Source organism: Corynebacterium sp. KPL2825, assembly GCF_037908445.1.
Lineage (GTDB): Bacteria > Actinomycetota > Actinomycetes > Mycobacteriales > Mycobacteriaceae > Corynebacterium > Corynebacterium kefirresidentii.
Window position 1 is genome coordinate 15673 of sequence record NZ_JBBMGI010000013.1, and the last position, 13651, is coordinate 29323.

Sequence of the window (13651 nt, forward strand, 5' to 3'; positions counted from 1 at the left end):
GCAGGCAAAGTTCCCCTAAGAACGCGAGGTCATCGCGGATCCTTTGCATTTACACCAACGCGAACTCAAGGTCAGTTCGGCGCCTACTACTTAAGCCCCCGCACCCCAGTCCACAAATGTGATGTTAGTCACCTAGGCGGCCGCTAAGGCGATTAAGGCGCTGCGCACTAGCTCCCTCCAGGCCGCGAAACTCTACCTCGATGCCCCGCTCGGCGTATTTCTTCTGCACCGCATCCAGCGTCGCCACCGTAGAGGCATCCCATACCTCGGCCTCCGTCATATCTACCACCACGCGCTGGGTGTCCAGCGTGTAGTCAAAGGCATAGACCAAGTCATTGGAGGAGGCGAAGAACAGCTGGCCACGCACCGTATACTCGGCATCGCCTACTTGTTTTACCTCCACCAGATGCGCCACGCGGCGAGCAAAGCCAATGGATGCGGTCACCACGCCGAGCACCACACCGACCGCCAAGTTATGCGTAGCCAGCGTGCCTACGACCGTCACCAGCATCACCAGCGTTTCTGATAGCGGCATGAGCTTAAGCGTGCGCGGGTGAACCGAGTGCCAATCCACCGTAGTTGCGGCCACGATGATCATCACCGCCACCAGGGCAGCCATCGGAATGCGGCCGACGGTCTCGCCCAGAAGAAGGCAGAGGATGAGGAGGAAGGCGCCTGCGAGAAACGTCGACAAGCGCGTGCGCGCCTGGGATGCCTTCACGCCGATCATGGTCTGGCCAATCATGGCGCACACGCCCATACCGCCAATGGCCGCGGCGAGGATATTGCCCACGCCCTGGCCAAAGGACTCGCGCGTTTTATCGGAGTGGGTATCCGTAATGTCATCCACCAGCTTGGCCGTTAGCAGCGATTCCATGAGCCCCACCAACGCCATACCGAAGGCATAGGGCGCAATAAGCCGCACGGTATCCAGGTTCCACGGAATCTCCGGCACGAAAAGCCCCGGCAGCGAGGTAGGCAGCTCGCCTTGGTCCGCCACATCGGGGACCTTCCACCCGGCCGCGACCGCAATGATGCTGACCACCACAATGGTAACGAGCGGGGCGGGAATCACCGTGGTCAGCCGTGGTAGCCCCAGCATGATGGCTAGGCCGATGGCCACCAACACATAGACCATCCACGGCACATCACTAAGGTGTGGCAGCTGCGTAGTAAACATCATGATTCCCAGCGCATTCACAAACCCCGTCATCACCGAGCGCGGGATAAAGCGCATGAGCTTGGCGACGCCCACCGCGGCCAGCACCACCTGCATGATTCCCGCCAAGAGCACCGCGGCGACCACGTAGTCATGCCCATGTTCATGCGCGAGCGGAGAGACAACGAGCGCCACCGCGCCGGCCGCTGCGGAAATCATCGCCGGCCGGCCACCGGTAAAGGCAATGGACATTGCCATGACGACGGAAGAAAACAATCCCACCCGCGGGTCCAAGCCCGCAAGGATGGAAAAGCTTAAGACCTCCGGGATCAAAGCAAGCGCCACCGCGAGTCCGCCAAAGACTTCCTTGCGCAGACGAGCGGGCGAGGAAAATGCATAACGGAAACTGGCGATGACGCCGGTTGGGGCAGGCTGTTCTTTAATCACGCCTGCTCATCCTAGTGGACTTTAGGAGCCTTCCTTAAAGGAGCCATCTGCAGTGATAACTGGCAGCACGGACCAGGCGAAGTTGATCCACTGATCGGTCTTCTTCCACGAAAAGTCCGGTTCAAAGATGGTCTTCGGCTTGGTGTAAATGACGGCTGAGCGCACCTCGTCTGCGGTTTCCTTAAGTAGATTAACCACCAGATCCAGGGTCTTGCCGGAGTCCGCGACGTCATCTACGACCAGTACCTTCTTGCCCTTTAGCGAATCCGTGTCCAGCTGCGGGGACAAGATGATCGGCTCTTCCAGGGTCTGGCCGATATCGGTGTAGAACTCCACATTGATAGCGCCCATGGCCTTCACACCGATGGCATAACCGATAGCACCGGCTGGAATGAGGCCGCCGCGGGCGACGCCCACGATGAGGTCAGGGAACCAACCAGATTCCACAATCTGTTCCGACAGGTTACGGCTCGCCTCGCCGAAGACCTCCCAGGTGAGGTTTTCCCGGTCCGGGTGGATCCAATTTTCAGTCACGATTGTGTGGCTCCTTTTGCGTCATGGGATTTCTTTGTAGTTTAACGAGCATTGCCTGCCAAAGAAAAGGCACCTACCGGAATGGAACCTCGCCCAAAGTCCGGCGCAGCTTGCGAGTGCGCAGGCGCTCCGGATTTTCGGCTAGATGCTCCATCGCGCGCACCGTGCACATCACGTGAGCTTCCTTCGAGTTGGAGTAGAAGGCCTGCGCCTGGGCCGGCAGCTTCGGCACCGCATGCAATGGCAGGTCAGAGACCGAAAGGAGTGTGCCGTAGGGAACGCGGTAGCGATAGCCATTGGCCGCGAGCGTGCACGATTCCATATCGACAGCCACCGCGGTGGAGGTACGCAGCCACTCCCACAAATCCCGGTTAGTGCGCCACTCCCAATTGCGATCATCGGTGGAGAGCACCGTACCGGTTCGCATGAGCGAATTATCGTCGCCATATACCGCCTTCACCGCAGACTCAAGCATGCGCTGTACCTCCGGAATCGCCGGGATGGGAGAGGTCGCCGCAACCTTTTGGTCCAAGATGTGGTCATTGCGCTGGTAGGCATTGCCCAAAATCAAATCCCCGATGCGCATGCGCCCATCCATGCCAGCGCAGTGGCCAATCATGATCCAGGCTTCCGGCCGCAGTACCGCCAAGCAATCTGTGATCGTCTTGGCGTTGGAGGGCCCTACACCGATATTGATCATCGTGATGCCATCACCACCGGCAGTGATCAGGTCAAAGCGCGGCATTTGGAAGCGAGACGTCAAGGTCAGACCGTCCACATCGAGGTCCACCGCATCGTTGGGATGAATGGTCTCGCCATTGGGCAGCACCAAGGCGGTATAACGCGAGTCTTCCCTGGTCAACTCGCGCAAACCGAATTTCACAAACTCGGTGGTGTGCATCGCGTAGTTAGTAAACAAAATGTATTTTTGCACCGTATCGACCTCGATGCCGGTGTAATGCTCAATGCGCGCACACGCGATATCAAAGCGCTGGGCACCAAAATGAAAAAGCGGCTTTTCCGCACCGTGGAAGGCATCCCATTCGCCATCAATGATTGCATCATTGACCTCATCCAGCGTCGGACGCGGAATAGGCCCGCGTTCCTGCGGGGCTTTCCTTGTGTCCTTGATGTACTCCGGTGGAATGCGCTGGTCCGATTGACCGACGAAAATATCGCACGGATAGTTACCCGCCAGGCGAGTCAGCTGCTCGTGCAGGTAGTCCCGAATGATGTACGGCTTGGAGATTACCGCCGAGTACTTGCCGGCCTCGTTAACGTAGCCGAAGGGCTCGGAACGATCGATGGGCTGCCATTTGCGGATATCCACCGTGACCTTGGGATAAACCACGTAGCGATAGTCATCAAGGTTTCCTGATTCCAAAGTCTTGCGCGCAAGCTCGCAGGAATTCTCGTAAATCTCGATCAGGCGGTTTACCGCCTCATCAACGGAGTGGACATGCTGCAGATCGGTCATAAGCGCGAGTGTAGCGGGGACTTCGCAGCGCGGCAGCGGTCCGCGCATTTCATTATTCTTTTCCGCGGTAGCTTCAGTGATACCGATACTGACATGATTTACTGCGAGAAAATCAAAGGCCTAGGATCAGTCCTTTTAGCTGCTAAGAGTGTCAAAGCAAAGGTCTCAAAGGGAATGCGACGAAGAGCTCGACTATGTCAATTCGGGCATCGTCCCATCAATCCGAAGTATTCCTAATTCACATTGCCCCCACTATGAGAGCGAGAAGAGGCACTGGCCCCAATACTGCAGACGATTCCTACTAGGACTGCACCTAGTGCTCCTAACAGGATTCCCGTGGAGGAGGGCAACAGTAATCCACCCACTGCGGAGCCGACTGCCGAGCCAAGGTAGTTCGCAGATGCATTAGCAGCAACAGCAGTCGCCCCTTCATTAGGGTTTGCACTGAGCATCGAATGCTGCTGTGGCGCCATTGACGACCACCCCAAAAGCCCCCAAGCAAAAAGACACACCACTGCCACCACGTGGCTCGAAGGGAAGAGCAGCAGTAGAGCGAAATCAGTCACGAGTAATGCAATGATAGTGACCGTTAGTTTGCGTGAACTATTAACCTTGTCAAGCACCCTCCCAATCCCAAAAGCACCCACTGCCCCGCCGATACCCCAGACCCACATGCCAGCAATGGTGTCTACCTGCACACGATCAAGCACTACAGGAATATAGGTGTACAACCCCAGCGAACCCACTCCAACAAAGAAAGTAACTAAGGTCGTCAGGAAGTTATCCACTCGGCCGATGACTCGGAGTCGCTGCCCCAACGAGGAGGAGGGCACAGCTGGTACCACACTCGCTTTGCGCAACGCTAGACCCGCTAACGCCACTATTCCAATGGCCGAGACCAAACCGATGGTAGCCCTCCAGCCTAGCTGTTTAGCTACCCCCAATCCCACCGGTACGCCCACGACAGTTCCCACCGCTAAGCCAGCCAGCACCATTGACAGTGCGCGCCCGCGATACTTTGCTGGGACAGACATCCCCGCTACGGCTGAGGACAGCGGCGAATAAATTCCCGCTGCTGCACCTGCGATTAAGCGCGACACGAGAAAAACGCTCACTGTAGGCGAAACTGCAGTCACGACATTCGCCAAAGAAAACACAGCAACAGCTCCAAGCAGACCACTCCGCGGATCTTTGCCTGCCCTACCCGAGAACAGCGGACCAGATATTGCGTACGCGCCGGTAAAGGCGGTAACGCCCAAGCCGATCACACTGCCACTTGTACCCAAGTCGTTTGCAATCTGTGATAGCAGCCCAGCGATAACATATGCGTCCAATCCGAGCGCTACACTGCCCAAAACTAACGGCCACAGCTGTTTAAGCATTCGAAATCACCATATCGAGCAAACCAGGGAACCGTTCGTCTAGATCGCCTCTGCGCAAAGAGATAACACAAGTTCGTCCCTGGCTTCTTGTCCACGTCACACCGGCTTCACGCAGCTGCCGAGTGTGGTAGGTCAGGGTAGATCGAGGCAGGTCATCAGCGAGCGTCAAACTATCGTGCTCCTGACCGTCTGCCAGGCGCCTAACCATCTCTAACCGGATGGGATCACTTACCGCAGCCAGAACACGGACGAATTCAAGGTCCTCGGTGGCCGGATGCTCATACTTTCGTGGGCTCATCACAACTCCAATCGTGCAAGAATTCCTGAACGATCGACCACAGTAAGCTACCCGAGAGATTCGTGCAAGATTTCTTGCACGAATGCAGGTGCGCAGATAAAGCCCCACCCAGACAGCGATAAATGAACACCGGAGTCTTGAGGAGCTCTATTTTTAGATACCAAGCTTTCAACCCCAGACGTCTCTAATTCATAACCTTCAACGTTGGCACAATAAATCGAGCCAAGTTTATGAAAGTAGAGAGCCCTATTCCTTCTTCTAACGGTGCGTACAACGTAGCTTGATTTAATAGACCCTTCTACCCAAAAATATGCTCGAAGGTTCTTTGGTCAGGAAAGCATGACAGACACCGTCACCCCTTCAGGGAAAAGCAACTAATCTGCAGCACCAGAAATGATTTAGAGAACGAACAATCGCTGGTGACCAGTTGAAATGTTTAGTTCTTACGCGCTTGCAGTTGGTTAAATGCGCAGGGCACACCGAAGCCCTCGACGCATAAGCGTTATGGATACCAACTCGCACCCCTCCACTGCACAGAATTGCCACTGCAAGAGTAGTTCCCTGCAGAAAATGGCGTCAGCTACTCCTAGACTTCTGGGGAGGTAACAAAGCGGTATCCCAACCCGGGTTCAGTAAGGAGATATTGGGGATCAGAGGGATCGGTTTCCAGTTTGCGGCGCAGCTGCGAGGTATAGATGCGCAGGTAGTGGCTTTGCCCTTCGAATCCCGGGCCCCAAATCTCTGCGAGGAGGTCTTCTTTGCGCACCAAACCGCCGTGGGCACGCAGCAGCGTCGTAAGCACGCCCCACTCAGTAGGGGTCAGGTGAAGGGGCTTTCCTGCCTTGGTGATGGAGTGTCGAGGGACGTCGATCAGCACATCGCCCGCCCGCACCATCGTGGCTTCCCGCTGGGCAGATGGCTGCTGCGGGCTGCCATGCCGCAAAGCCACGCGCACGCGGGCCAAGAGCTCTTCCATAGAAAAGGGTTTGGTCACATAATCATCAGCACCGCGATCTAGGGCCGAGGCACTAAATAGGGGATCGGACCGGGCCGTAAGAATCAGAACGGGAATTGCTGACCACCCTCGAATCCCATCGAGGACCTCCCGCCCATCCATATCCGGCAGACCCATATCCAAAATCACCACATCGGGCTGATGCTGGGAGACCACCTGCAGACCCTCCGCCCCGGTGCTGGCTGAATACACCTCATATCCACGCGCCTTGAAGTTAATGCTCAAGGTGGTGAGCAAACGCGGATCATCATCCACGATGACAATCGTGGCCTTCTTATCAGTAATGGCTTTTCTCCTCCCGCAGCGGGAAACTCAGGATAAAGGTCGCTCCTGGAGTGGCCTCTACGGTGATAGTACCGTCCATGGCCTCCACAAATCCGCGTACGACGGAGAGGCCTAAACCCACCCCGTTGTCATTGCTGGTATCGCCCAAGCGCTGAAAAGCTTGGAAAAGCTCCTGCTGCTTTTCCGGTGAAATTCCCGGCCCTTCATCGCTCACACTCAGCTCCACGCGCTCATCTGTAACCTGCGCATCAACGTTGACTGGTCCGCTCGGCGCATAACGCAAAGCGTTATCGAATAGGTTCGCCAGCACGCGTTCCAGCAAAACGCTATCCGCGCAACAGGTGCTGCCACGGAGTCCAGAACCAATATGAATGCGACCAAGTTGGTCCTTGCTATGTCCAAAGGCACAGGAAGCAATAGCCCGATTGGCTACCTCGTATAACTCCACAGTATCCCGGCGTGCAGTTACCGCTCCTGCACTCAAACGCGAGTGATCCAATAGGTTGGTCACGAGCAGCGTGAGTTGATCGATGCTAGCTGCGGTTTCCGCCAGCAGTATTTCTTGATCCTCTGGGCTGAATTCGATTTCGGAATTCCGCAAAGAGGACACAGCCAGCTTGGCCGTTGCTAGGGGCGTGCGCAGATCGTGGCTCACGCTCGATAGCAGTGCACGACGCAATTCATCAGCGGCAGCAATGGCATCGGCACGTGCGGCTTCAGCCGAAAGCTTCTCGCGGCGCACTATGCCGGCTAAGTAACCTGCCACAACCGCCACCAAAGCACGGTCGCGGGCGGATAACGCTGGGCCTTCCATCACAATCTGGACCGTAGTGTCCTCGCTGGAGACCAACGTTTCTACCTCACGTTTATGAGTCTTAGCGGGGATATGCAGGTGTCTACTTTGCCGGGGCGAGGCCGCCGAAGCGTGCCAGGTAGAGAGTATGTCCCCGGAGGCGTCAAGAAGCACGGCCTTATGGCAGCCGAAGGTCTCTCCTACCTTGCGAAGCACTGCGTCGATGGGAGATACGTCCGCACGGCGGTTGAGGGCTGCGCGGGAAAAGACCGTCAAGAGCTCAGCATCGCGCGTGGCAATGGACGCATTATGGTGCTCTATTTTGGTGCGCCGCACTTGTAAACCCACGGCCAGGGCAATAGCTACCATGACCACGAGGATGACAGCGTTAGCTGGCTCAGCAATATCGAACGTGTACAGGGGCTCGGTAAAGAACCAATTGACCGCCAAGCCCGAGGCAAACGCAATAATTACCGCCGGCCACAGGCCAGCGAGCATGCTCACGAGGAGGATCAGTGCAAAGTAAAAAGCAGAACACGTGCCTGTTCCCAATGCTGAGCCGTCGATGCCTTGCAACAGTGCGGTCAAGGCGATGAAAGCGACAGCTGCGCCTACCCAAGACACCGCCCGGCGCGGAAGGGAATGCAATGGTCGCAGCAGTGGTGAAAGAGGCGAGGGTTTATCAGACGGAAGATTAACAATGTGACAATCGATCTTGCCTGAATCCCGCAACACGGCCTCAGCAACGGTGCCGCGCCAGTGCAGGCCTAAGCGACGCCGTGGTGAAACCCCCAGGACCAACTGGGTGGCGTTGACGCTGCGGGCAAAATTAAGCAGCGCTTCTGGCACCGAGTCACCAGTGACCTGATGCAAACGGGCACCCACGTCCTGAGCCAAGGATTGTAATTTGGCCAGTTGTTGAGCGGAACCTGCAACAGAAGATTCACCGGAAGAAAAGGAATCCCCAAAAATTACGTGGACCACATGTAGCTCGGCTGAGGATTTGGACGCGATGCGGCGCCCGCGGCGAATGAGCAGTTCTGCGTGCGCGACGTTCTGAATGGCCACGACCACCCGTTCCCGCGCTTCCCAGGTATCAGTAATGTCTTGCTCAGAACGGTAGGATGCGAGAGCCTCATCAACCTGGTCCGCTAGCCACAACAGGGCTAGCTCCCGCAGTGCAGTCAGATTGCCCACCCTAAAATAATTATTCAAGGCTGGGGCAATGCGCGCTTCTTTATAGACTTGGCCATCCCTCAAGCGGGTGCGCAAGAGCTGCGGGGATACATCCACCAACTCGATCTCATTCGCCGCACGCACCACCTCGTCTGGCACCGTCTCCTGCGGGGAAATACCGGTGATCTGGTTTATTACGTCATTGAGGCTTTCAATGTGCTGGATGTTCAGGGTAGAAATCACATCGATTCCTGCGGCTAGGAGTTCCTCTACGTCCTCCCAGCGCTTAGCGTGTTCCTCACCGCGCGGATTGGAATGGGCAAATTCATCGACCAGAACGGTTTCCGGCTGGCGCGAGATGATGGCTGCAGTATCGAGTTCTCCGGTGGATAGCCCGGCGGCGTAGCGCCGCGGGATGGTCTCAAGGCCATCACACAGCGCCCGAGTGAATTCGCGCCCATGATCTTCCACGATGCCAATGACCACATCGCGGCCGGCCAGCACAAGGCCGTGCGCCTCGTTGAGCATTGCACAGGTCTTACCAGACCCAGGCGCCGCGCCGAGGTAGATCTTCAAAGCGCCACGCTTGGTGCGCGCCGGAACTTTCTTGTCGTTCATATAGCACTCATCTTATGAGCAGGACGGGGGATTGGGCAGCGCTCGGTTGAGAGTAGTGACGTTGACTGCGTCTTGGCCCAGGAACCCGAGGCTGGCATGCTCCGTGTTGTCCTCGATGAGGCTTCGCACTTCTTCGGTGCTCATCCCCTGCTCTCGTGCGACACGCGGAGCCTGTAGTTCAGCGTACGCAGGGCTAATGCCAGAGTCGACACCAGAGCCGGAACCGGTTACCGCATCGGTGGGAACATCTTCTGGAGCGGCGCCTTCACGCTTGGCGATGTCCCCGCGCCGCTCCTGCACGGCTTTTTCTAGCTCGGAGCTACTAGCGCCGTAATTGCTCATGCCTTCGGAACGGGGGAAGAAGTACGGGCCTTCGGTCTGGCCATCTTGCAGCTGGGTCGAGCCAGCTAGGCAATCACCTTGGTAAATGAGGTTGCCCTCGGCGGAGTCCGGCTTGATGCGGGAGATTCCCCACACGGCAGCGGGATAAATCATTCCCAGTGCGATAACGCACAATAGTACGGCTACGAATCCAGCGGCGAGGTTACGAAAATAGACACGCATTTTTGGTCCTTCTTTTTCTATATACCTGGAAGCAGGTTGACTACCTGGTCAATGAGCCAGATGCCTAGGAATGGGGTGATAACGCCGCCCAGGCCCCAGATGCCCAGGTTACGGCGTAGCAGGGACGAAGCAGAGGCCGGCTTATAGGCCACGCCCTTGAGCGCCAATGGAATAAGAGCAACGATGATGAGCGCGTTGAATACGACTGCAGACACAATGGCGGATTGCGGCGAGTGCAGGTGCATCACGTTGAGGCGCTCAAGGTGCGGAAGCTGGGTAGAAAACAGGGCCGGCAAAATGGCGAAGTACTTCGCTAAGTCATTGGCCAAAGAGAAGGTGGTAAGCGCCCCACGGGTGATAAGCAACTGCTTGCCAATGCGCACGACATCGATAAGCTTGGTCGGATCAGAATCCAAGTCCACCATATTGGCGGCTTCCTTCGCTGCAGAGGTACCCGTGTTCATGGCCACGCCCACGTCCGCCTGCGCCAGCGCTGGTGCATCATTAGTACCGTCACCGGTCATAGCGACCATGCGGCCATGCGCCTGTTCCTCGCGGATCCTGGCCAGCTTATCTTCCGGGGTGGCCTCCGCGATGTAATCATCTACGCCTGCCTCTTTCGCAATGGCCGCTGCCGTCAACGGGTTATCGCCGGTCACCATGATGGTTTTGATGCCCATCTGGCGCAGTTCGGCGAAGCGCTCCGCCATGCCCGGCTTGACGACGTCGCTGAGCTGCACCACCGCAATAACCCTGCGGGTGCCGTCGGATTCTTCCACAGCAACGGGCAGCGGGGTTCCACCGCCTTCAGCAATCTGGGTCACGGAGTCTGCAATTTCTTGTGGCCAGTCGCCACCTGCTTCAGTTACCCACCGGCGCACAGCATCGCCTGCACCCTTACGCAGCTTTCGGCCTTTGAGATCAAGCCCAGACATGCGGGTAGAAGCGCTAAATGGAATGACCTCGGCGGTCTTTTCTTCCTCTCCTGCTTCGGCAGAAAGGTGGTAGTTTTCGGTCAACCACGACACGATGGAGCGACCCTCTGGGGTCTCATCGGCAACCGAAGCAACGCGGGCTATTTCCGCAGCTTCCTGCTCATCGACACCGCGCGCAACGATAAGCCCGGTAGCCTGCCGGTTGCCATAGGTGATGGTGCCGGTTTTATCCATGAGTAGGGTCGCTACGTCTCCCGCCGCCTCCACCGCTCGTCCGGACGTAGCCAGAACATTGTGGTGCACGAGGCGGTTCATTCCCGCGATTCCTACTGCGGATAGCAGGGCAGCGATGGTGGTTGGGATGAGGCAGACCAACAGGGCCACCAGCGAGAGCGGGGAGAGCTCCGCGCCGGTAAACAACCCCATTGGGGCCAGTGCGGTAACCGCAATGAGGAAGAGGATAGTCAGGGTAGACAGGAGGATGCTCAGCGCGATCTCATTCGGGGTCTTGCGGCGCTCCGCTCCCTCCACCAAGGCAATCATCGTATCGACGAAGGTCGATCCCGGCTCCGAGGTGATCCGTACCAAGATGGAATCAGACAAGACCACGGTACCGCCGGTTACAGCACAGCGATCGCCGCCGGCCTCGCGAACCACGGGAGCAGACTCGCCGGTAATGGCAGATTCATCGACGGTTGCCGCGCCTTCAATGACGTCGCCGTCGCCCGGGATCGTCTCTCCGGCCTCCACGCGCACGATAGCGCCCTTGGTGAGCTCAGAAGCGGCAATGACCTCGATGCCACCATCGGTGACCAGGTTAGCGGTGGCGTCATCACGCACGGCGCGCAAGCTATCCGCTTGGGCTTTACCGCGGCCTTCGGCATATGCCTCAGCAAATGCGGCGAACGCAATGGTAAACCACAACCATACGGTTACCACCCAGCCATAAACGCTGGGGCTAAAGATGGACCACAGGGTAGTCAGCGCGGCACCTACCCACACCACGAACATGACGGGGTTGCGGGCTTGGGCGAGTGGGGACATCTTGTGCGGCAACGACTTTAACGCTGCCGCAGCCAACCCACTGTTTGTGGTGGCAGAGCGCTGAGGAGTGCGTTGCTCAGTGGTCATAGTTGGTGTTGTCATGAGAGTGCCTCCGAAATGGGACCCAAGGTAAGAACGGGGAAGAAGGTAAGGGCGGCGACCAACACAATGACGCCGATGGTAAGCAGCGCGAAGGTCACACCGGACGTCGGCAAGCTGCCGGCGGTAGTGGCCTGCCGGCGTTGACCGGCTAAGCTGCCCGCCAAATACAGGGTGAAAACGATGGGGAGGAAGCGGCCCAACAGCATGGCGATTCCGAGCGTGACCTGCCACCAGGGCTCGGTTACCGTCAGGCCGGCGAAGGCCGAGCCGTTATTATTCGAGGCCGAGGTAAAGGCATAGAGCACCTCGGAGAGACCGTGCGCGTTATCCGGGGTTCCAGGCGCGCCGTAGTTGGTCGCCGAAAGCTCCACCAGCTTGCGCTGAGCCACCGATGCGCCCACGCCTACCAGGACGAGGACCGGCATGGTGAGGATGTACAGGCTCACCGCGGAGATTTCCTTGCGGCCGACCTTATTGCCCATGAACTCCGGTGTGCGCCCAACGAGCAGGCCGCCGATAAATACGGCGAGGATTGCTACCATCAGCAGACCGTAGAGACCCGTGCCCACGCCGCCTGGTGCAATTTCGCCCAGGAGCATATTGAGGATCAACAAGCCGCCACCCAATGGTGAATAGCTATCGTGCATCGAATCGACCGCACCGGTAGAAGTGCCCGTGGTAGACACCGCAAAGAGTGCGGAAGCGTCAATACCTAGGCGCTGTTCGATGCCCTCCAAGTTGCCGCCCGCAGCCTGAGCTGCCGCACCGGTGGTAGTGTGCTGTGCCCATACCACCAAGGCAACCATAACGGTCCAAATGCCGCCGATGACGCCAAGCAGGGTCCAGGCATGTTTTTGCGATTTCAGCATTACCCCATAGGCACGGATAAAGCAGAAAGAGATAACCAGCAAAGAAAAGATTTCCACGAGGTTGGTAAAACCAGTGGGGTTCTCAAAAGGGTGCGCCGAGTTGGCGCCGAAGATGCCACCACCATTGGTTCCCAGCAATTTAATTGCCTCCTGGCTAGCTACCGGAGCGCGCGGAATATCCACGCCCGCGGAGCTCACCAGGTTGGACCCGAAGGTTTGCATGGTTCCGCCCAAGATGAGGACGAAGGAAATCAATAGAGAAAGCGGCAAAAGAATGCGCACCAAACCGCGGGTGAGGTCAACCCAGAAATTTCCGATGAGGTGCTGTCCGCTCTCAGAGCCCAGCTTGTCACGACCATATCCCAAGTGACCGATACCGCGAATGAGCGCAACCGCCACACACATGCCGACAGCCGCGGAGGCAAAGTTCTGGACGGTCAGGCCAAGCATCTGCGCACCATTGCTCAGGGTTTCTTCGCCCGAATAGGACTGCCAGTTGGTATTGGACACGAATGACGCCGCCGTATTGAACGCCATCCACGGTTCCACCGCTGCGGAGCGGGAATTGCCAAAGCTAGGCAAAACGGTTTGTAGGCGCTGCACCGCGTAAAGAACGAGTACGGATGCCAAGCTGAAACCAAGCAATGCACGGCTGTAATTCTTGCTGTTATGCCCGCGGTTTGGGTCAACGCGCAGGACCTTATACACCGCACGCTCTATCGCCCAGTCCTTGTCAGAGGTGTAGCTGCGTGCGATCCAGTTGCCCAAAGGAACATATGCCGCCGCGAGCAAGACGACGAGGGCGAGGAACTGCGGTAACACCGCCCCAACGCCGGCGATCATGCGAAACGCTCCGGATCAACTAAGGAAATGATGAGGTAGGTCACCAACGCCACAACAATGACGAGGCCAATGACCGCTGTAATGGTGTTCATGGTTATGCATCACCGTCC

General features: G+C 57.4%; 10 protein-coding genes. All 10 read right to left on the minus strand.

What is annotated here, in order from left to right; translation table 11 throughout:
* Positions 1–124: 124 nt before the first annotated feature.
* Complete coding sequence (locus WMQ00_RS10185) at positions 125–1606, minus strand: SulP family inorganic anion transporter (protein WP_023020289.1); 1482 nt, start codon at positions 1604–1606, stop codon at positions 125–127.
* Positions 1607–1627: 21 nt separating this feature from the next.
* Positions 1628–2140, minus strand: a complete 513-nt coding sequence (locus tag WMQ00_RS10190) for a phosphoribosyltransferase (protein ID WP_005326355.1) — start codon at positions 2138–2140, stop codon at positions 1628–1630.
* A gap of 73 nt (positions 2141–2213) precedes the next feature.
* A complete protein-coding gene (gene amn / locus WMQ00_RS10195) occupies positions 2214–3617 on the minus strand; it encodes an AMP nucleosidase (protein WP_340441007.1) in 1404 nt (467 codons plus the stop codon).
* A 233-nt stretch (positions 3618–3850) separates the two neighbouring features.
* A complete protein-coding gene (locus WMQ00_RS10200; protein ID WP_023020287.1) occupies positions 3851–4999 on the minus strand; it encodes an MFS transporter in 1149 nt (382 codons plus the stop codon).
* A gap of 884 nt (positions 5000–5883) precedes the next feature.
* Complete coding sequence (locus WMQ00_RS10205; RefSeq protein ID WP_200288998.1) at positions 5884–6597, minus strand: response regulator; 714 nt, start codon at positions 6595–6597, stop codon at positions 5884–5886.
* On the minus strand, positions 6590–9184 hold the full coding sequence (locus tag WMQ00_RS10210; RefSeq protein ID WP_316330972.1) for an ATP-binding protein: 2595 nt from the start codon (positions 9182–9184) through the stop codon (positions 6590–6592). The genes WMQ00_RS10205 and WMQ00_RS10210 overlap by 8 nt, the downstream gene beginning before the upstream one ends.
* A 12-nt stretch (positions 9185–9196) precedes the next feature.
* Positions 9197–9748: a potassium-transporting ATPase subunit C gene (locus tag WMQ00_RS10215; protein ID WP_259824816.1), complete on the minus strand. Its 552-nt coding sequence runs from the start codon at positions 9746–9748 to the stop codon at positions 9197–9199.
* A gap of 17 nt (positions 9749–9765) precedes the next feature.
* Positions 9766–11829 carry a potassium-transporting ATPase subunit KdpB gene (kdpB, locus tag WMQ00_RS10220; RefSeq protein ID WP_234288140.1) on the minus strand — a complete coding sequence of 688 codons (2064 nt, stop codon included), beginning with the start codon at positions 11827–11829 and terminating at the stop codon, positions 9766–9768.
* Entirely contained in the window at positions 11826–13541 is a 1716-nt protein-coding gene (kdpA, locus tag WMQ00_RS10225; RefSeq protein ID WP_239206731.1) for a potassium-transporting ATPase subunit KdpA, read from the minus strand. Before kdpA ends, kdpB begins: the two co-directional genes overlap by 4 nt.
* Positions 13538–13633 carry a K(+)-transporting ATPase subunit F gene (kdpF, locus tag WMQ00_RS10230; RefSeq protein WP_005328272.1) on the minus strand — a complete coding sequence of 32 codons (96 nt, stop codon included), beginning with the start codon at positions 13631–13633 and terminating at the stop codon, positions 13538–13540. The genes kdpA and kdpF overlap by 4 nt, the downstream gene beginning before the upstream one ends.
* Positions 13634–13651 lie beyond the last annotated feature (18 nt).